At 60.4% G+C, this 17,933-nt stretch carries 17 protein-coding genes and 2 tRNA genes; 12 read left to right on the forward strand and 7 right to left on the reverse strand.

Features of this window, described 5'->3' with window-relative positions:
• The first annotated feature begins 34 nt into the window (after positions 1-34).
• The 9 genes from Q8R10_RS19630 to Q8R10_RS19670 all read left to right on the forward strand — a co-directional run bounded on the left by Q8R10_RS19630 (position 35) and on the right by Q8R10_RS19670 (position 7,747).
• Positions 35-538: a hypothetical protein gene (locus Q8R10_RS19630; RefSeq protein ID WP_305655692.1), complete on the forward strand. Its 504-nt coding sequence runs from the start codon at positions 35-37 to the stop codon at positions 536-538.
• Entirely contained in the window at positions 538-2,355 is a 1,818-nt protein-coding gene (locus tag Q8R10_RS19635; protein ID WP_305655693.1) for a hypothetical protein, read from the forward strand. The genes Q8R10_RS19630 and Q8R10_RS19635 overlap by 1 nt, the downstream gene beginning before the upstream one ends.
• 2 nt (positions 2,356-2,357) lie before the next feature.
• Complete coding sequence (locus Q8R10_RS19640) at positions 2,358-2,792, forward strand: hypothetical protein (RefSeq protein WP_305655694.1); 435 nt, start codon at positions 2,358-2,360, stop codon at positions 2,790-2,792.
• Between the two features lie 2 nt (positions 2,793-2,794).
• Positions 2,795-4,375 (forward strand): hypothetical protein, encoded by a 1,581-nt coding sequence (locus Q8R10_RS19645; RefSeq protein WP_305655695.1) that lies wholly within the window; start codon positions 2,795-2,797, stop codon positions 4,373-4,375.
• A 9-nt stretch (positions 4,376-4,384) separates the two neighbouring features.
• A complete protein-coding gene (locus Q8R10_RS19650) occupies positions 4,385-5,236 on the forward strand; it encodes a hypothetical protein (RefSeq protein ID WP_305655696.1) in 852 nt (283 codons plus the stop codon).
• 190 nt (positions 5,237-5,426) lie between these two features.
• Complete coding sequence (locus Q8R10_RS19655; RefSeq protein WP_305655698.1) at positions 5,427-5,699, forward strand: hypothetical protein; 273 nt, start codon at positions 5,427-5,429, stop codon at positions 5,697-5,699.
• 59 nt (positions 5,700-5,758) lie between these two features.
• Positions 5,759-6,310, forward strand: coding sequence for a glycoside hydrolase family 19 protein (locus tag Q8R10_RS19660; RefSeq protein ID WP_305655699.1), 552 nt, complete (start codon positions 5,759-5,761; stop codon positions 6,308-6,310).
• Positions 6,307-6,780 carry a DUF1353 domain-containing protein gene (locus Q8R10_RS19665; RefSeq protein ID WP_305655700.1) on the forward strand — a complete coding sequence of 158 codons (474 nt, stop codon included), beginning with the start codon at positions 6,307-6,309 and terminating at the stop codon, positions 6,778-6,780. The genes Q8R10_RS19660 and Q8R10_RS19665 overlap by 4 nt, the downstream gene beginning before the upstream one ends.
• Before the next feature lie 169 nt (positions 6,781-6,949).
• On the forward strand, positions 6,950-7,747 hold the full coding sequence (locus tag Q8R10_RS19670) for a DNA adenine methylase (protein WP_305655701.1): 798 nt from the start codon (positions 6,950-6,952) through the stop codon (positions 7,745-7,747).
• 414 nt (positions 7,748-8,161) lie between these two features.
• Here the strand turns inward: Q8R10_RS19670 and Q8R10_RS19675 are convergent, their stop codons facing one another.
• On the reverse strand, positions 8,162-8,455 hold the full coding sequence (locus Q8R10_RS19675; RefSeq protein ID WP_305655702.1) for a hypothetical protein: 294 nt from the start codon (positions 8,453-8,455) through the stop codon (positions 8,162-8,164).
• Positions 8,456-8,812: 357 nt separating this feature from the next.
• On the opposite strand from Q8R10_RS19675, the gene Q8R10_RS19680 reads away from it, so the two are divergent.
• Positions 8,813-9,190, forward strand: coding sequence for an Arc family DNA-binding protein (locus Q8R10_RS19680; protein WP_305655704.1), 378 nt, complete (start codon positions 8,813-8,815; stop codon positions 9,188-9,190).
• A 340-nt stretch (positions 9,191-9,530) separates the two neighbouring features.
• A complete protein-coding gene (locus Q8R10_RS19685; protein ID WP_305655706.1) occupies positions 9,531-11,432 on the forward strand; it encodes a potassium transporter Kup in 1,902 nt (633 codons plus the stop codon).
• 73 nt (positions 11,433-11,505) lie between these two features.
• On the opposite strand, the gene Q8R10_RS19690 is transcribed toward Q8R10_RS19685, so the two are convergent.
• The 3 genes from Q8R10_RS19690 to Q8R10_RS19700 form a co-directional block, all read right to left on the reverse strand.
• Positions 11,506-12,054, reverse strand: a complete 549-nt coding sequence (locus Q8R10_RS19690) for a cytochrome b (protein ID WP_305655708.1) — start codon at positions 12,052-12,054, stop codon at positions 11,506-11,508.
• A gap of 374 nt (positions 12,055-12,428) precedes the next feature.
• Positions 12,429-12,505 (reverse strand) — tRNA-Met (locus tag Q8R10_RS19695).
• A gap of 124 nt (positions 12,506-12,629) precedes the next feature.
• Positions 12,630-12,706, reverse strand: a tRNA-Met gene (locus Q8R10_RS19700).
• A gap of 235 nt (positions 12,707-12,941) precedes the next feature.
• Between Q8R10_RS19700 and dinB the strand changes: the two genes are divergently transcribed.
• On the forward strand, positions 12,942-14,003 hold the full coding sequence (gene dinB, locus Q8R10_RS19705; RefSeq protein WP_305655710.1) for a DNA polymerase IV: 1,062 nt from the start codon (positions 12,942-12,944) through the stop codon (positions 14,001-14,003).
• A 30-nt stretch (positions 14,004-14,033) separates the two neighbouring features.
• Here dinB and Q8R10_RS19710 read toward each other — a convergent pair whose 3' ends face one another.
• From Q8R10_RS19710 to Q8R10_RS19720, 3 genes are all read right to left on the reverse strand, one after another.
• Positions 14,034-14,438 (reverse strand): META domain-containing protein, encoded by a 405-nt coding sequence (locus tag Q8R10_RS19710; RefSeq protein ID WP_305655712.1) that lies wholly within the window; start codon positions 14,436-14,438, stop codon positions 14,034-14,036.
• Entirely contained in the window at positions 14,435-14,872 is a 438-nt protein-coding gene (locus Q8R10_RS19715) for a hypothetical protein (RefSeq protein WP_305655714.1), read from the reverse strand. Before Q8R10_RS19715 ends, Q8R10_RS19710 begins: the two co-directional genes overlap by 4 nt.
• Positions 14,873-15,109: 237 nt before the next feature.
• Positions 15,110-17,647, reverse strand: a complete 2,538-nt coding sequence (locus tag Q8R10_RS19720) for a penicillin acylase family protein (RefSeq protein ID WP_305655715.1) — start codon at positions 17,645-17,647, stop codon at positions 15,110-15,112.
• Positions 17,648-17,933 lie beyond the last annotated feature (286 nt).

A 17,933-nucleotide genomic window follows, 5' to 3' on the forward strand; every position in this document is an offset into this window, starting at 1 on the left:
CACTTCGGTGGGCTTTTTATTGCCCGGAGTATTTATGGTCAACGTAACTTTGGGCGGCCTGCCTATCGTCCTGCACGCCGGTGCGGCGGACCAATCGGACTCGCCGCTGCTGGGTGAGGCCGTGGTGCGCATGAGCGCTGGCGCCGGCGTCAAGATGAGCCACTGGAGCAAGGCCGCCGGCAGCATCAGCTTGGCCGGCTGGATGCCGCCCGGTCTCGATGGCTTGGACTACAGCCAGCCGTTGGTGCTGTGTCTCACTGCGCAAGAGTGCATGGTCGATGTCGGCCTGGTGTTTGCACTGACCAGCATGCCGCGCCCGGATGTTGCGCCCTGGGCGCAGGCCTTGATCGGTAGCGACTGGGTGCGCGCGGCCTGCGCTTATGCCGCCGGCGTGGCCACCGTCAGCGCCGTGCCTGGCGCCACGCTGTACATGGTGCAGTGGATGCCGACCTATTCAGTTTTTGCCAGCAAACCGCCGAAAAGCACCAGTACCAGTACCGGCAGTTTCGGCACCGAGATTGTTTGGGAGGAGGTCTGATGTTGCTCGGTGGATCACCCCTCAACAGTACGCCATTAAACGGCCTAATTTCTGCACCACCTTTTGTGCTTACACCCATCGCCGCGGGCCTGGCATTCCGCTGGCGTCTGCGAGCGCTGGTCAATGGTGCTGACGTTTCGGCGCGTCTTACTGGCAGCGTGTCGGTTGATCGTGAGCGCGGTGCTGCTGGCGTTGCAAGTCTGGTGCTGCAGCTGGCCCCCGGCCCGGTTGTGCCGGCTGACTGGGTGGGCCGTACTGTTGTCATTTACTACATCAGCAGTGCCGCAGGCATCACGACCGAGTCGCTGCGCTATAGCGGGCGCATTGTAAAGACCGATTGGAATGCCTTGCTGCGCCAGCTCAGCTGCCAGTGCGGCGACCAGTTGCAACAGCGTGGCGAGGCGCTGACGATCGAACAAATCGACATGCTCACCGCCGGCACTTTTTGGTCGCCGGACGTGTTCGATCCGGTGGCTGGGCGTTCGCGCTGGGACTACTTGCAAGAGCGCATGAGCAGCATCCCGGCCAGCCTCGACTCGGCTGCCGATGGCACCTTGCGCGTCAGTAGCTGGTACGCCGGCGCGCCGGACTTTGAGTTCGGGCCTAACACGACAATCTACGACTCGCTCAGCGTCAGCTATGCGGATTTGACCAGCCTGACCAACACCGTCGAGGTCGAGGCGAGTTATCGGTTTTCTCGGCTGTGGCAGTGGAATATCACCTACGGCTGGTCGCATCCAGGCCGCGGCGGGCTTGAAGGCGAGCAGGGCTTTTGCGTGTGGCGGCGCGACTCCACCGAGTTGCCGACCGTTGACATGATCGAAAGCGCCGCGCAGAACGGCGGCGCCACCATGCTGTCGGCAAGCTACAGCCCTTTGCCGCCCACGGGCGTTTACTGCCTGCCGCCGATGGCGTGGATCAATAACTATTACCCCAGTCTGCTGCTGGGTGCCTCCTGGGTGGCCGGTCGGCGCTGGGTGCAATCGGTCACCGAGCGCTATGCACTTAGCGTTATTGCCGAGGCCAGCGTTGCCCAGGCCGGCGCGGTGATCGCCCGCGACAGCGTTACCGTGGACGCCTCGCGTGCTGATGCGGATGAGTGGGCCGGCGCCGATTTTGCTGGCAGCGTCGGCGGTGAGATTGGCGGCTCGACGGGTGGCGGCGGTGCGGGTGTTGGCTCCAGCGGTGGTAGCCCTGGCGGTGGTGATACCACCGGGCTGGCCCCTGGTGATTTGACCGACGAGCCGCGCCGGGCATCAGCCATAACCTGCCTGCTCAACCAAGCGGCCACCACCATCATCGCGGCGCACACAGCTACCCAAATCAGTTGGGACGCCCCCACCAGCATGGTGATGGGCGTAGACCTGATTCACACGCTCAAGCTCGATGACCAAGGCGTCAAAGCCCAGGCCAAATGCTCGCGCATCGCCGACGAGTTCGACCTGCTGGCCGGCACCGCCATCACCACCCTCAGCATCGCGGTGATGCGCGGCGGCGGTGTGGTTAGCGATGCGCTGCGCCCACCGGCTTACGTCACCCCGGCGCAGCCAGACCTGGGTGCCGGCCCGCTCGGCTCTAACGCCCTGCCGTCACAGCTCGGCGGGCGTAACGCCTCGCCCATTTATGACGACGAAAAAGACGGGTTCGCCGGTAACTACGGCGAAGACGACACCGACATAAACGCCGGCTTGGTGCTGTTCCCGCGCCGGTTTACCGCGACCGTTCCAGAAATCCCCGCTATCGCCCGCGATGAGCAACAGACCGAGCATGCGGCGATCTACCGCGTGGCGATCCCCAATGACTTGCTGGAGCTTTGACCATGTCCGACCGCCTTGACGATGAGCGCCGCGCCATCGGCGCACGAATCGAGAGGGAGCGCCGCAGCTACGACCCCACAGCGGCCCGTCGCGCTAGCGGTGCGCGCATGGAGCAAGAGCGGCGCGGCGCCGCCGTACAAGACGACATCAACAGCCTGGTGCGGCCTGAGCGCAAGCGCCAGGCGCTGCCGCCGATTGTGCCGCGCGGCGCGCTGCCGGCCCAACGCGGGCGGGCGGACTACAAGGCGCCGGCGGCGGGTACGGGGGGTGGCCTTGCCAGCCCTGCTACCGAGTCGGCGGGCAGCCGTGAATACGCCACCGACTTTACCTTCGTGGAAACCATCGACGGCAGCGGTTATTTCCGCGTGCGCGCGGCTAAAAAGCTGACGCTTATAGACGCTGAAAACCGTGAAATCATCGTGAACTTGGACGCCTAGAAATGAACGAATCGACGCACTGGCCGGTGCTGTGCGAGATAGACGGCATTGACCCTTACCCTTGGCATGGGCTGGTGTATCGCATCAGCGGGCAGGGGTATCAAGAGTATTTAAACCCCATGGACGGGCGCCCGGTGATTCCGTTGCCGGCCCCGCCACCGATACCGGACACCGCGCACAGCTATTATCCGCGCCTCAATGGCGTGCTGTGGGACTTGGGCCGCCCAGACCCGCCCGCGCCGCCGTTGATGGCGGCGGGCAGCGGTCGCTCACTAGGCCGGCGGGGCGTAAGTCCAGGCGGCAAGATGCCGGTGCGCCTTGGTGAAAAAACCTATCAGGTCGAGATTAATGCCTATCAAGAAAGCACTGGCATACGGTTGGCGTTAGTGGTTGCCGGCGTTTACGGCCCGACATTTGCCACGCTGTCCATGGCGGATTTTGGCATCGACCTTGCCGGGATATACGCTGAATCTTCTGGCTCGCCACTCAGCGAGCTAGGGACATTTGAGTTGCGCGGTTTTTTTTATGACGCCACCCCGGACGGCGCCCGCCGTCTGTATGCCGCGCAACTGGCGCGCACGGGTAACCCGACCGCTCTGTTTGATTCGGTGCCCGTGGGTTTTTTTGAGGTGCTGCTGGGCTTGGCGCCTGACTTGACGGTTACCGCTACAGCATCGGTGGTGCGACAGGTCCAGGACTGCTTGGGCACTTGCACCAACGGCGGCAGTCACGCCTACTCGCTGCACCATCAGCAGACCAGCGCGTCATGTGCAGTAACCTACGTGCTAGAACCGACTACTGCTGAGGTTACTGCGCCTTACTTTGCGGATGCTGGCACCGCCACGCGCACGCAAACGCGCACGGGGCTGGTAACGGGCGCGCAGTATGTGGCGGGTGAGATTGGCTATTTTACCTGCGACAAATCCAAGACCGAAACCCTCTCTGGCACCTGGGCAAAACCGGGCTATACCGGCACCCCCTATGAGTCTGCACCAGGCGTCTGGAGCTGCGACTATCTCGGGGTTGATACCATGAAACCCGTGACCACCACCCGCCAGCGCACGGTAAACGAGTCGCTCACGGCGCGCTTTGGTGCGCACAGCATAACGGGCACCTATACCAGCACGGCCAATGCAACGGTGGTCGAGACCTGGCACAAGGACGAGAACAACGAGCAGGTGATGGAGACTGAGGTGTCCGGCGGCGTGTCGTGGACGCTGCTGGGCCATACGGCTAGCGCGCCAGTGTCGGTGACGCCTCTTTGGTGGCTTTATATCGAGCCACCCCCCGGCGCCTTGGTGATGCCTGCGCCGGGCACGCTGGCGCTGGCTGGTGGCAGCGCAACGCTTGCCCGGCAGCGCAGCTTTCAGGGCATCGCCGCCTGTTTTAACGCCGCGCATGATGGCGCGCAATCGGGCGTGCTGCACGCCACTGGGGTGACGGGTGCGCAAGCCACCCTGGCCAACATCCGTCTCGCCGATGAGGGTCGCCCCATCTATGACGCCGCGCTATGCCCGATCACGCGCGCCGCTGTGCGCGCCTGCGATCTATCGGCAGACAAAATAATTTTAGGCTGGCTCTAGGGGTATCGAATGAACTATGTAAACAACTGGCAGCGGCCAATAACCTTGAACGCCGAGGCGCTTACCTGCGCCCTGGATTTGCCCGATGGCCTGTATCGCCTGACTCTCGCCGATGCGTACTTCGGCGCGACTCGTTGGGAGATTGTAGATGCCACCGTGGTGAGCGGCGCGGCTGCGCTGACCCGCGCGCAAGAAGGTACGGCCGCACACGCGTGGCCGCCGGGCAGCGTTATCTATGCCGCATTGACGGCGGGCCTACTGATGGCGCTACAGCCGGGCGCGCAGGTGGTGCTCGGCGAAGATTACCCCGCCGCCGCACCGCCCGCCGGCGGTGCGCTGTACGTCATGCCATCCGGCCCCGCGTTTGTGGCGCTCGGCGCCGAGCATCCAGAGCAGTGGGCGCAACTTATCGGCGACTGTGTGCGGCACGATTTTAGCGCTGCCATGCCCGCATCCGACTCGGGTGTGACGTCCCGCTCGGTGCGCGCTGCCCGAGTCAGGCCCGACGCCGACGCCGACCCTGGCCCGCGAATCCTCACCCTTCATCTGCCGGATTGGCCGGTACTGCCGCGCGGTTTTTATATCGACGTGCTGGCATCGGTCGCCTCGCCGATCACCCTGCACATCAATCCGGCGGCAGCGCTACCGCCGGGCGCTGTGCTTAGCCATGTCAGCGGCGCAGATTTGGACTCGGGGGCCTCGGTCTTGCTGACAGAGGGTGTGCTCACTCTTGTCGCGGCGCACCCGGTACGGTTTGGCTTGCGTGATCTTTATGTGTCAGAGGGCAGCGGCGCGGCCACCGTCGAGCTCAGCCGTTTGCCGTATGCGGCGCTCAGTTATATCAGCCTGTCTCAAGCCTAGTTGGCAGTAACGACAAGCCACTGGGCGGCTGCTATCGTCTGGTTGTGCTTGGACGCCCCTCTCTTACAAAAGGACTTTGTAAATGATCCAGAACCTAATCCAGATCGTCTTGATTACGCTTGCTGTTTTATACGGTGCGGCCTGGTGCGTCATGCCTCTGCCGTTTTGACTGCTCGGCAAGGATTGCCCCATGACCTCTAAAGAACAGCAACTCACTGAGCTACTTGTGCTCACCTCACGAAGCCTCACGCACATGACTGCGGCGATGACTTCCCTGTCGTTTGATTTATTGCGCAGCTCGGACCCTGGCGTGCGCAGTGCCGGATCGCGCATGGTTGTTCGGCTGGAGGCTGTGAGCCATGAGCTGGATGAACACTGGAGGCTGATCGGCAATTTGACTGGCGAGAAAACACCGAGTCCGCACAAAACTGTCGAGGAGGTGGACTTGTACGTAGCGTCCTGACGCAAAGCATTAGCAAAACTCAAACCCGCATTGCGGGTTTTTTTACGCCTGGAGAAACCATGCAACTAACCCAAGCCCAGCTACTGCTCATCATGCCCAACGCCCGCCGCCAAGCGGGCGTTTTTGTCTCTGCGCTAAACGCCGCCATGCAGCGCCGGCAAATCAACACGCCCAAGCGCATGGCCGCCTTCCTCTCGCAGATCGGCCACGAGTCTGGCCAGCTGCAGTACGTGCGTGAGTTGGGCGGCGGCGCTTATCTGGCCAAGTACGACACCGGCCCGCTGGCCGAGCGCCTGGGCAACACTCCCGAGGCGGACGGCGACGGTGCCAAATATTGCGGGCGCGGGCTGATCCAGATCACCGGCCGCACTAACTACCTAAAAACCAGCCTGGCGCTGTTCCAAGATGACCGCCTATTGAAAACCCCTGAACTGCTTGAGCAGCCCGAGTGGGCGGCAGAATCCGCGGCGTGGTTCTGGTGGGTGAATGAGCTAAACAGCCTGGCCGATAAAGGGCTGTTCAACGCCATCACCAAGCGCATCAACGGCGGCCAGAACGGCAGTGCCGAGCGTCGTGCGTTATGGGTCAAGGCGCGGGAGGTGCTGGCGTGAGCAGCTTCACCGCCTTCACCGCGCCGCTCGATGTGCGCTATGACGCCGAGGCCAGTAAGGCGCTGGGCGCCGATCACTGGCGGGTAACGCAGCCATTCCGCTTCTATGTGGGCAGCGAGGCCAGTGGCGAGTGGGTCAATGTGCCGTCAGGCTACCTGACGGACGGCGCCTCGGTGCCGCAGGTGCTCTGGTCGCTGATCCCGCCTTGGGGCGCATACGGCCAGGCGGCGGTGGTGCACGACATTCTCTGCGAGTACTTGGCCACCACCAAGGATGGGGTGCCGCAAAAGATTACCCGCGCGCGCTGCGACGAAATCCTGTTGGAGGCCATGGTGGCTTTGGGGGTGCCGGTGGCAAAGCGCTGCGCGATCTATCGCGCGGTGTCGCTGTATCGGCGGCTCTCTGGCGTGGATGCGCCAACGAGTACGGTGCAGAAGCGTGCCCTTGAGGCGGCCTGGCCGGTGCCCTGACGTCTTTACAAAACGAAAAAAGGAAGCGGCCGACCCGGTGCGTCAACACCGAGTCAGCCACTCAGCCCGCAGACCAATCCTGCAAGCCAAGCCAAGGCTCCCCACTCCGTGCACGAAGCGGGCGGGAGCCTAGCACCTGTTTATCCATACATTAAAGGTTTGCAATTCTATGAGTAACCCAATCATCCCTTGGATGGGTGGCAAGCGCCGCCTGGCCGATCGCCTTATCCCGCTGTTCCCGCCCCATGAGTGTTACGTCGAGGTGTTTGCCGGCGGTGCGGCGCTGTTCTTCCTGCGCCCGCAGCCCGCGCCCGTTGAGGTGCTGAACGATATCAATGGCGACCTGGTGTGCCTGTACCGCGTGGTGCAGAACCACATCGAAGAGTTTGTGCGCCAGTTTAAGTGGGCGCTCAGCAGTCGGCAGATATTCGAGTGGCAAAAGATCACCCGCCCGGAAACCCTCACCGATATCCAGCGGGCGGCGCGATTCTTCTATCTGCAGCACCACGCCTTCGGTGGCAAGGTCACCGGGCAGACCTTTGGTACAGCCACGACAGGCCCTGCCATCAACCTGATGCGGATCGAGGAGAATCTATCGACGGCGTGGCAGCGCCTGGCCGGCGCTTATGTGGAGAACTTGCCCTGGCTGGATTGTGCCGAGCGCTACGATCGCGCCCACACATTCCACTACATGGACCCACCGTACTGGCAGACGGCGGGCTACGGCGTGGACTTCCCCTTTGAAAACTATGAGCGCATGGCCGACTTCATGCGGCGCTGCAAAGGCAAGGTGATGGTCAGTATCAACGACCACCCGGACATCCGCCGGGTCTTTGAGGGCCTCCACTTCGAGCAGCTTGATATCCGCTACAGCTGCACCAATCAGCGTCAAGGCATGGCCGAAACCACGGGTGAGCTGGTGATCATGAACTGGGAGCCAGCGGCGTTGGGCGGGTTGTTTGTCTAGTAATACTTAGGTAATTAAATGCCACGGTTTTGACTTTGATGCTGTCGCCTTTCGCGATATCGTATTTTTTCATCACAAAAGGAAGTAGATATGGGGAAGGGGATTTATTTGGTCTACGGAATTGTTTCTCTTGGACTTCTTGCGGTTGGGTACAACTTATATATGTCTAGTGTGGAAACTGAAGGGCAGGCGCTTAGTTGTCTGAAAATGCATGGCGCTGCTCAGAGCCAGTGCATAAAGGATGTTGAGCGCAAAGCAGCAGCTCTTAATTCGGTACTGAAGAACGTAGTGCCAAACAACTAATTTACATTGCGGCTTTGCGTATTAAGGGTGGTCGCAGGTGCTGATCCAGCGGTCAGGCTCATCCTCTTGGGGGATCAAAAAGGCCGTCGGTTGACGGCCTCTCTCATGGGGCTAGTCGATTAGCTGAGGCTTTCGGTAGTCGCGCATGATCGTCTCCATCTGGCGGAACTGGCCCTGCAGCAGCCACAGCAAGTTGCGGACAGCGCCGATGGGGACGCTGAAGTGGTCCTGCTCGGCGATGTCCGCAACCAAAATGTCGACCACGGCGGCATTGCGCTGCAAGGCGCAGAGCATCACGTCATCAATGCTGCTGGGGTTGACCTGCGGGTTATAGATCATCGCTGTTTCTGGGCTGTCCGCGAACAGTTGGGTTTCTTGCTGCTTAATATCCGTGCTGTTTTCCATGTGCTTACTTCCGAGTTTCACGACTACCAAAGCCCGCTGTAGCCGCGAGACGGGCCTTGCGTTTAGGCGCGCGGCCGCCCTTCCTTACGTCTCAGCAGCGCCTCCTCGATCAGTAAGCCCAGCTCGGCATTGAGGCTGCGGCGATTCCTGTGTGCCTCCTCTTCTACCGTCTTCCGAGTGGCATCAGACAATCGCAATGGATAAGGAGTGATTCGCTCTGGAGTCTGCATGGGCTCCCTCTCGATTGGCGTGTTGGACGTGGAATCAATATGAATCCACGCTCTTTGTGGTGTCAAGTGGACTCATTGAGTCCAAAGGACTCCACCCGGCATACTCGCCGCTCACACGATTTGTGGATTGCACAATCCAAAAGTGGAAGCGCTTATGAGAGACCGGCACGCCGTATCACCTTACCCGCTGCGGATGCCTGATGACCTGCGGGCGGCGCTTGATGCGGCGGCTAATAAGGGCGGGCGGTCATTGCACGCAGAGATAGTCGCGCGGCTCGAGCGCACACTGCAGGAAGACAGCCAATCGCTGTCCGATGATCTGCTCGAAGCCATCCGCCTGCAGGCCAATCTAACTCTGGCCCTGGCCGCTGGTTTGGATAGTGGCTTGCTTGATGCTGATCGCCGGCAGGCACTTGATGCGCTGGCTAGCGTGTCGCGGCGGGTAGCTGAAAGGTTGGGGGATTCGGCAAGCTCTGCTGCTGGAGAGCTTGCCGCACCTTTATAGCTGGTAACGAAAAGGCCCGGCGCCGTAGGAGTTTCCTGCGGTACCGGGCCTTTTTTATGTCTGTTGTATTTGTATAGATTAACTAACGCTAGGGCAGCCAAGGCTGACAAAGCCGACTTTCGGGGTGGCGGGGCTGGACATGGTAAACCTCGGGTGTTTATTCAGGGCGCGTGGGCGCGGCTGATCAAAAAGTGCGCAATTCTAGCGGCAGCGTGCGGGCTTGGCCAGCGTTGTGCGCTGGCCGGACGCCGAATAATCGCTTGCAACAAATTGCTGCAGGCATTGCCTTGACTGGCTAAGGCGCGCAGCATTCACGCACATTTGGTAATGAGTGGTTGGTATGAGCGAACAGGCTTCTACAGATGCGGTTGATAGCAGCAGTCATACGACGGGCTTTGGCTTGTTGGTGGCGGCTACCGGGGTGGTGTATGGCGATATTGGCACCAGCCCGCTGTATACCCTGAAAGAGGTGTTTTCCGGGCACTACGGTGTGTCGGTCGATCAGAACGGGGTGTTCGGTATCCTCTCATTGATTGTCTGGTCGCTGCTCTGGGTGGTTTCGCTCAAGTACGTGATGTTTATGTTGCGCGCCGATAATCAGGGTGAGGGCGGGGTGATGGCCCTGACGGCGCTGGCACGCCGGGCCGCATTGCCGTACCCGCGCTTGAAATCGGTGCTGGTGTTGCTCGGTCTGTTCGGTGCAGCGCTGTTTTACGGTGACAGCATGATCACCCCGGCCATCTCGGTGTTGTCGGCGGTGGAAGGCTTGGAGGTGGCGCTGCCGGGGCTGAGCCACTGGGTGGTGCCGGTCACGGTGATACTGCTGGTGGGCTTGTTTGTGATCCAGAAGCACGGCACGGCCCGCATCGGCATCCTGTTCGGGCCGGTGATGGTGGCCTGGTTCCTGATTCTTGGGGCGCTGGGGGTGTACGGGATTATTCGCCAGCCCCAGGTGTTGCAGGCGCTTAACCCCTATTGGGCGGTGCAGTTTTTTATCAGCCATCCGGGCATCGGCATCACCATTCTCGGGGCTGTGGTGCTCGCCTTGACCGGCGCCGAGGCGCTGTACGCCGACATGGGCCATTTTGGTCGCAAGCCAATTGAGCGGGCCTGGTTTGCCTTGGTGTTGCCGGGGCTGGTGCTGAATTATTTTGGTCAGGGCGCTTTGCTGCTGGAAAACCCCGAAGCCGCGCGTAACCCCTTCTATCTATTGGCGCCGAGTTGGGCGTTGCTGCCGATGATCGGGCTGTCGACCTTGGCCACCATCATCGCTTCGCAGGCGGTAATTTCCGGTGCCTTCTCGCTGAGCCAGCAGGCTATTCAGCTGGGCTATATCCCACGTATGCAGATCCAGCACACCTCCAGTCATGCGCAGGGGCAAATTTACGTCGGGGTGGTCAATTGGGCGCTGATGGTGGGCGTGGTGTTGCTGGTGATCGGCTTCCAGTCGTCGGGTGCGCTGGCGGCGGCTTATGGCGTGGCCGTGACCGGGACCATGCTGATCGATACCTTCTTGGTGGCGGCGGTGATGTTGTTGATGTGGAAGGCGCCGCGTTGGTGGGCCATTCCGTTGCTGATTGGTTTCTTGGTGGTGGACACTCTGTTTTTTGCCGCCAATATCCCGAAAATACTCGAAGGTGGCGCCTTTCCGGTGATCGCAGGCGTGGTGCTATTTGTGCTGATGACCACCTGGAAGCGTGGCCGGCAGATTCTGTTTGAGCGCCTGGATGAGGTGGCATTACCATTGCCGCTGTTTATTAGCAGTATTCGCAGTGATCCACCGCATCGGGTGCAAGGCACTGCGGTGTTTTTGAGTGCCCGTCCAGACGCCGTGCCCCATGCCCTGCTGCATAACATGCTGCACAATCAGGTGCTGCACGAGCAGGTGGTGTTGCTGACGGTGGTCAGCGAGGACACGCCACGGGTGGCTCTGGACCGGCGTTTCGAGGTGGATGCCTATGGTGATGGCTTCTTCCGGGTGCTGTTGCATTACGGCTTTATGGACGAGCCGGATGTGCCGCAGGCTTTGGCCCTGTGTCATTTGGATGGCTTGGACTTTAGCCCGATGCGCACCACCTATTTCCTTAGCCGGGAAACGGTGATTCCGACCAGGCGTCTGGGCATGGCGCGTTGGCGCGAAACCCTGTTCGCCTTTATGTTGAAGAACGCCAACAGCAACTTGCGCTTCTTCAGGCTACCGCTCAATCGGGTGATTGAACTGGGCGCTCAGGTCGAGTTTTAAGGCTTTTCCAGGGGCAACAAAAAAGGCCTTGCCGAGTTAATCGGCAAGGCCTTTTTGCATCTTGGGCCGTGGCTTATTTACGTGCCGGCAACATGATGCGCAGGGTATTGTCGCGGCGGATGTAGTGGTGATAAAGCCCAGTGACGGCGTGCAGGCCGATCAGCCAGTAGCCCAGGGTGCCGGCCAGTTCGTGCAGTTCTTTGATCTGCCCGCCGAGTGCTTGGTCTGGGCTGAGCAGCGCCGGCAATTGCAGACCGAAAAACGGAATCGGCTTGTCGTAGGCGCTGAGCATCAACCAGCCGGCCAGTGGAGCGCCGATCATCAGCGCATAGAGCGCCAGGTACATCAGCTTGGCGATTTTGTCTTGTACGGCCGATATCGCCGGTTGAATCTGTGGGTGGGTGCTGATCAGGCGGGCGGCGATGCGCAGCCAAACCAAGGCAAAGACCGCCAAGCCGAGCATAAAGTGCCATTGCTTGAGGCTGTCGCGGATCTCGCTGCCCTTGGGGAAGTTGCCTTTAAGCTCAATGCAGGCGTACACGGCGGCGATCAACAGCAGCATCAGCCAATGCAGGCCGATGGACAGGGTTCCGAAGCGGATTTCAGTGTTTTTCCAGCTCATCATGGGTCCTTGGTCAGGCATTTTGCGCGTCTGCGCAGAGGCCCTAGTGTAACCAAATTGCGCCGTGCTTAGCCGTTAGGCTGAGCGCGGGCGGGGGCTCAGCCTAACGGCTAAGCGTCGGGGTGCCGTTGCGCCAGATCAAAGCTGCGTTGGCTGCCGGGCTTGAATGGCCTGTAATGCGCTGTGCATGAGGCGGGTACTGATATCGTCTGGGTTGTCGCTCCAGGCGCTAAGTCGAATGGGGTAGGGCGGTCAGACTGCCAATGCAGAAGCCAATTGAATGGTTGCGGCTTGGCGCCGAAGTGCGACTGGTAACGGTATGGCCAAACGCCGGGCACAAAAAAGGCCACTTAGTTAAGTGGCCTTTTATTGTTTGGTTGCGGGAGCAGGATTTGAACCTACGACCTTCGGGTTATGAGCCCGACGAGCTACCAGACTGCTCCATCCCGCGCCGGCAATTCTACTCATTTGCGCAGCGCGGTCAATCGTTAATTTGCTTTTTGGATCAATAGCTTAGCTGTGCCTTAAACGCCGAGCACAAAAAAGGCCACTTAGTTAAGTGGCCTTTTAATGTTTGGTTGCGGGAGCAGGATTTGAACCTACGACCTTCGGGTTATGAGCCCGACGAGCTACCAGACTGCTCCATCCCGCGCCGGCAATTCTACTCGTGTGAGCGCAGCTGTCAACCACTAATTTAGGAAAAAGGGTTTTCTGTCAGATGCTTAGCGCCGTTGATGGTGATTGGCGGGGGGGAATCAGCGGTGCTCTCCGGCAGCTATTAGCCGATGGGGTTTTTACATTGTGCGCAGGTATGATGCGTTGTGCTGGCACTGCTGCGCCGTGGGTCTGGGTGTTTTTTTGTTGTTTCACGGTCAAAACCGCAGGTTATGAGTTCAAGAAAAATCGTTCACGTGGATTGCGACTGCTTTTATGCCGCCATTGAGATGCGTGACGACCCGCGCCTGGCCAATAAGCCCTTGGCCGTGGGCGGCAGTGCCGAGCGGCGCGGGGTGATAGCCACCTGCAACTATGAGGCACGCGCCTTTGGCGTGCATTCGGCGATGCCGACCCGGCAGGCGCAAAAACTCTGCCCAGACCTGGTGGTGGTCAAGCCACGGATGGACGCTTATAAGGCCGTGTCGCAGCAGATCCATGGGATTTTTGCCGACTACACCGAAGTCATCGAGCCCTTGTCACTGGATGAGGCGTTTTTAGACGTGTCCGCCAGCCCGCATTTTGCCGGCAGCGCCACCCGTATCGCCCAGGAGATCCAGCGGAGGATCGCCCGCGAGCTGCATATCACGGTGTCGGCCGGGGTGGCGCCGAACAAGTTTTTGGCCAAAATCGCCAGCGACTGGAAAAAACCCAATGGTTTGTTTGTGATTACCCCGGCCCAGGTCGATGACTTTGTTCAGGCCCTGCCGGTGAACAAGCTGCACGGGGTTGGCAAGGTCACGGCTGAGCGTATGGCGCGTCTGGGTATCCATACCTGTGCGGATTTGCGCGAACGGAGCAAATTGGTCTTGGCCCGAGAGTTCGGCAGTTTCGGTGAGCGCCTGTGGGGCTTGGCGCGGGGCATCGATGAGCGCGCCGTGCAGGTGGACAGTCGCCGGCAGAGTCTGAGCGTCGAACATACCTTTGAGCAGGATTTACCCGATTTGAACGCCTGCTTGGCCCGCGTGCCAGAGTTGCTGGCCGAGCTGAACGGGAGGCTCGAGCGGCTGGAGCAGAATTATCGGGCGGGCAAGCCGTTCGTTAAGCTCAAATTTCATGATTTTAGCCAAACCACCATTGAGCAAGCCGGCGCCGGCCTTGAACTCGACAGTTTCCGGTTGTTGCTGAGCGCGGCGTTTTTCCGCGCCAACAAACCGGTGCGGTTGATTGGAGTGGGTGTGCGCCTGCTGGATTTGCGCGCCACCCATCAGCAGTTGGAGTTGTTTGCGCGCTAAGTGAGTGGTTTAACAGGCGAACCGCAGCTGTTAGTCGTGACCCGATTCGAGTCGCATGGGCTTGCCTTCCGCGGGCCACAGGCGTAGTTGCTCCTGGCTGGAGAAGTCCCAGCGTTGTACTCGGCTGAGTTCCTCGAGAAAACGCTGCTCTTGCTCCATCAGGGGTGGTGGGCACATTTTACGGGTGCTGCCGATCTGGGCAAAGCTGAGCTGATCCGCTTGCAAGTGGTAGGCCGCGAACCAGTGATTGCAGCCGGCATTGCCGTAAGCGCGGCCATCTTGGCCGAGAATCAGGGTCGGATGGCTATGGTGGATGCGCGGTTTACCGCCGATCCATTCGGCTTGGTAAACCCGCTCATTGACCAGTTGCAGTGGCTCGGCCGCGCAGCCGAACAGGCTGGTGGCGGCAAGCGCGAGATAGAGGCTGCGTTTCATTGGGCGTCTTCCTGACATTTTGGACATAGATGGCGATCACCGCGTGGCTGCCAGCCCAGTTCACTAATCCGCGCCTGAGCGGCCGGTGCCTGGGCTTTTTTGCCCAGGGCAACATCGACGGCAAACTCAAAGTCCAGCTCGGCCGGGCAGCTATCGCACTTGACCTGCCAATTGAGAATCGCCAGTTCGCCGAACACCGGTCCCTTAGCCACGGCTACCCATTGCCCGGGCGGGCTGATCAGGCGGCGGACTTTCTCCACCTGCAAGCGCAGGCACAGGTCGCGACTGCCTTTGAGGGTGACCAGCAGGGTGTCGCCACTGAGAATCGAGCCGCCGTTGCCGGTGACTTGATAGCGGCCGGGGGCGAGCGCGCGGCATTCGCTGAGGGTGTGCTGGGGGTTGAGCAATGAGTAACGAAAGTCGTGTTCGGCCATGGTCGAGTCGGTAGCGCCAGAGTCAGGAGGATCAAGGCGCGCATCCTAACATGGGCTCGATTAAAGCCGGGCGCTGCCGTGTTGATGCGAGGTAGCGATTAGTGAGGTTAATACGCAGGCAAAGAAAAGGGCGCTGTGTAAGCGCCCTAAAATAACCAATGGAGTAAGTCCGTAATTAAGAGTCGTGCCGCGAGCTATTAGTTCAATCGTCTCGATAAATAATTTCGTTGAGCTGGGTTAGCGACTTGGAATCAGGGTTAGCCGCTGCTTGCCGTAGACCTGCTCGAGGTTTTTTGTCTGGAACGGGAAGCTCATATAGCGACCTTGCTGCCAGGCCTCGATGCCATCGGCGTAGTGGGGGCTGGCGGGATTGCCCGATTGGCCCGAGCTGTTCACCCCGATCAGCGGCTCCTCGCGGCTGAAATCAACCACGATGCGCATCGCCGGGATCAGCCAGGTGTCAAAGTCCTGACCCCAGTGATAGGCGGAGACATTCAAGGTGCTGTGATCGCCGCCAGCCGGATAGGGGCCGCGGTCCAGATAGCCTTTGATCGCACCGATGGCGGCTTGCTGGCTGGTGCTCATGTATTTGGCCATTTGCGTGGTTTCGGTGGTCCAGGTGTAGCTGTGCAACTTGCCCCATTGCCAGGCGTGGCGGTCACTGCCCAAGCGGCTTTCACAAAAGGTTACGGCGGCCGCCAGACTGCGGGCCAGGATGGCCGGCTTATCTTCTTTGCCGGGGCTGCCGAGATCGTCCCAGAATGGGCTGTCATCGCGGCCCAGCAGGTGGTCGGCCTGCGCCGAATAAGACAGGTCGGCGGTGTCGACCAGGGCTTGCCAGCTTGCCGAGTCGACGCCGCCCAGCTCGTCGGCAAAGGTCAGGCGCGCACTTTCGCTTAAAAAGGCGCCGTACAAGGCCGCATCGCCGGAGGTGGCGCTGAGCTTGCCGTCAAAGCGACTCAAGCGTTTATAGGCCTCTTCGGCCTTGCTGCGCTCACTGGCGGGCAGGGCGGCAATCGCTTGCTGCAGGGGTTGTTGCATGCCCGGCGCGGCAAGCATGGTTTGCAGTTTGGCCACGAAGGGTGAGGTTTGGTCGTACTGCATGGCGATCATGCTTTTCTGGTCGTGCTTGCCGGTGCCGGCCAGTTGCGCAATACGTTCGGCCCGCTCCGGGTAGTACCAGGAGTTGGACAGTTGCATGCCATAGCCTTGCGGCACGCTGCGCTGATTGGCGGTGCCGAGCCAGCCTTGTGGCGGGTCTTGGTCGTAGGGATGCAGCATCGGGTCGGCAAAACCATCCCAATCATAACGGCCATCCCAGCCGGGGGAGGGCAACAGGCCACGGCCCGCGCGGCGATTGGGGAAGCGCCCGGTGACTTGCCAGCCAATGTGCTGGGCATCGGCAAACAGAATATTCAGCGGCATGGCGCGAATGTCGCGGGTGGCGCTGAAGGCTTGGTCGATGTTTTGCGCGCGGGATAAATTGAAGAAGGCGTCCAGGGTTTTGTCGGCTTCAAACTGCGTGGTTTGCAGCGCCAGGCCATAGCCGCTGCTCAGTTGCAGGGGTTGCAGGGGGTGTTTGCGCTCGCCCAGCACGCTGTTGAGCAGCGGGCCGTGACGAGTCTCATAAATGGTTTCGCGGACCGGGCTGGCACCCTTGATAAAGAAGGTTTCCGAGCGGGCCCGGGCGGGCAGCCATTTACCGTCGGCGAGGTAATAGGGCTGTTTATTTTGCAGTTTGATTTTTTCTAGAAACAAATCCTGGTTGTCGCCCATGACCATGGTCATGCCCCAGGCCAGTTTGCCGTTAAAGCCGGCGACTATGGCGGGAACCCCGGCAATTGAGACGCCGGCGGCGTTGAATTTTGGCGTGCGAATTTGCACGAAATTCCACACCGAGGGCATCGACAGCGGCAGGTGGGTGTCGTTGGCCAGCAGACTTTTGCCGCCGCGGGCGCGCTCTGGGGCTATGGCCCAGTTGTTGGAGGCGGCAACCCCCAGCATGTCCAGGCTGGCGACCTGGCCGGCGGCGCTGTTGATGGCGCTTAGGCCGGCAATTTGTCCGCTGAGGGCGAGGCCCTGGAGTTTTTCCGCTTCATCGAAGGGCAGCGGCTCATCCGGGTAGGTCGGAGTTAACCAGGCAAGTTTATCGGCGCCGACTTTCTGCGCCAGCATCAGGGCGGCGAGTTCTTCTTGCAGGTTTACCGCCAGGCCGAAGTTCAGCAGGCTGAAAATCAGCGCCGAATCTTCGGCTTTCCAGTAGGCCGGCCGGTAGCCAGACTCGCTGATGTCCATCGGCAGCTTGTCGCGGTACTCGAACAGGTAGGCGTTAACCCCGCGGGCATAGACCTCGAAGAAGCGCTTAATGCGTGGTGAGGCGTTTTGGTAGAGCACTGCCGAGCTTTGTTTGAGGTTGACCGCGCGCATAAAGCGGTCGATCTCCAAGGCGCCGGGGCCAACCATCTCCGCCAGCCGACCTTCGGCCATCAGGCGCATGCCGACCATCTGGCTAAGGCGGTCGCTGGCATGCACATAGCCCAAGCTAAACAGGGCGTCGTGGAAACTATTGCTCTCAATCAGCGGCATACCCAGGGCGTTGCGGCGAATGCTGACCGTTTGTGACAAGCCCTTAAGCTGCACAGTGCCTTGGGTCGGCGCGAGGCTGGCGCTGTACTGGCTATTGAGCAGCGACTGGCAGCCGGCCAAACCGACTAATGTGGTAATGCTGGCGCCGAGCATTAGGTTGGTCAGTGGTCGAAACAGACGCGCTAGCATGGTTGAGCTCCAAGGCTGAGGGGCAGATTAGCTGGTAGATAAGTGGCTCAAGGCGCGTCGGCCGCAGTGGCGGCGGGCGGGAAATTTGCCTAGAGCCGCAGACCAGCAACGGCCGCCGAGGCAATGCGGCGGCGGTAATTTGTTGCGCTAGCAGCCTGTCGGGCTTAGGCGTCCGTAGCGAGGGAAAGACCGGTTTGAGGCAGTTTTTGCGCTCTTTTGAGGCGAATAGTCGCTCTCTTTAACGAAAAAGAGCGCGAAAAATGACCAAGTCCGGCTTTTCCGCAGT

It is taken from the genome of Pseudomonas sp. (assembly GCF_030698175.1).
Taxonomy (GTDB): domain Bacteria; phylum Pseudomonadota; class Gammaproteobacteria; order Pseudomonadales; family Pseudomonadaceae; genus Aquipseudomonas.

What these genes read in the sequence shown, in the direction of transcription:
- Q8R10_RS19670 (WP_305655701.1), top strand. Translation starts at nt 6,950, where the DNA reads ATGAGTAACCCAATCATCCCTTGGATGGGTGGCAAGCGCCGCCTGGCC.
- Q8R10_RS19640 (WP_305655694.1), top strand. Translation starts at nt 2,358, where the DNA reads ATGTCCGACCGCCTTGACGATGAGCGCCGCGCCATCGGCGCACGAATC.
- Q8R10_RS19635 (WP_305655693.1), top strand. Translation starts at nt 538, where the DNA reads ATGTTGCTCGGTGGATCACCCCTCAACAGTACGCCATTAAACGGCCTA.
- Q8R10_RS19655 (WP_305655698.1), top strand. Translation starts at nt 5,427, where the DNA reads ATGACCTCTAAAGAACAGCAACTCACTGAGCTACTTGTGCTCACCTCA.
- Q8R10_RS19660 (WP_305655699.1), top strand. Translation starts at nt 5,759, where the DNA reads ATGCAACTAACCCAAGCCCAGCTACTGCTCATCATGCCCAACGCCCGC.
- Q8R10_RS19675 (WP_305655702.1), bottom strand. Translation starts at nt 8,455, where the DNA reads ATGGAAAACAGCACGGATATTAAGCAGCAAGAAACCCAACTGTTCGCG.
- Q8R10_RS19630 (WP_305655692.1), top strand. Translation starts at nt 35, where the DNA reads ATGGTCAACGTAACTTTGGGCGGCCTGCCTATCGTCCTGCACGCCGGT.
- Q8R10_RS19690 (WP_305655708.1), bottom strand. Translation starts at nt 12,054, where the DNA reads ATGAGCTGGAAAAACACTGAAATCCGCTTCGGAACCCTGTCCATCGGC.
- Q8R10_RS19715 (WP_305655714.1), bottom strand. Translation starts at nt 14,872, where the DNA reads ATGGCCGAACACGACTTTCGTTACTCATTGCTCAACCCCCAGCACACC.
- dinB (WP_305655710.1), top strand. Translation starts at nt 12,942, where the DNA reads ATGAGTTCAAGAAAAATCGTTCACGTGGATTGCGACTGCTTTTATGCC.
- Q8R10_RS19685 (WP_305655706.1), top strand. Translation starts at nt 9,531, where the DNA reads ATGAGCGAACAGGCTTCTACAGATGCGGTTGATAGCAGCAGTCATACG.
- Q8R10_RS19645 (WP_305655695.1), top strand. Translation starts at nt 2,795, where the DNA reads ATGAACGAATCGACGCACTGGCCGGTGCTGTGCGAGATAGACGGCATT.
- Q8R10_RS19710 (WP_305655712.1), bottom strand. Translation starts at nt 14,438, where the DNA reads ATGAAACGCAGCCTCTATCTCGCGCTTGCCGCCACCAGCCTGTTCGGC.
- Q8R10_RS19720 (WP_305655715.1), bottom strand. Translation starts at nt 17,647, where the DNA reads ATGCTAGCGCGTCTGTTTCGACCACTGACCAACCTAATGCTCGGCGCC.
- Q8R10_RS19650 (WP_305655696.1), top strand. Translation starts at nt 4,385, where the DNA reads ATGAACTATGTAAACAACTGGCAGCGGCCAATAACCTTGAACGCCGAG.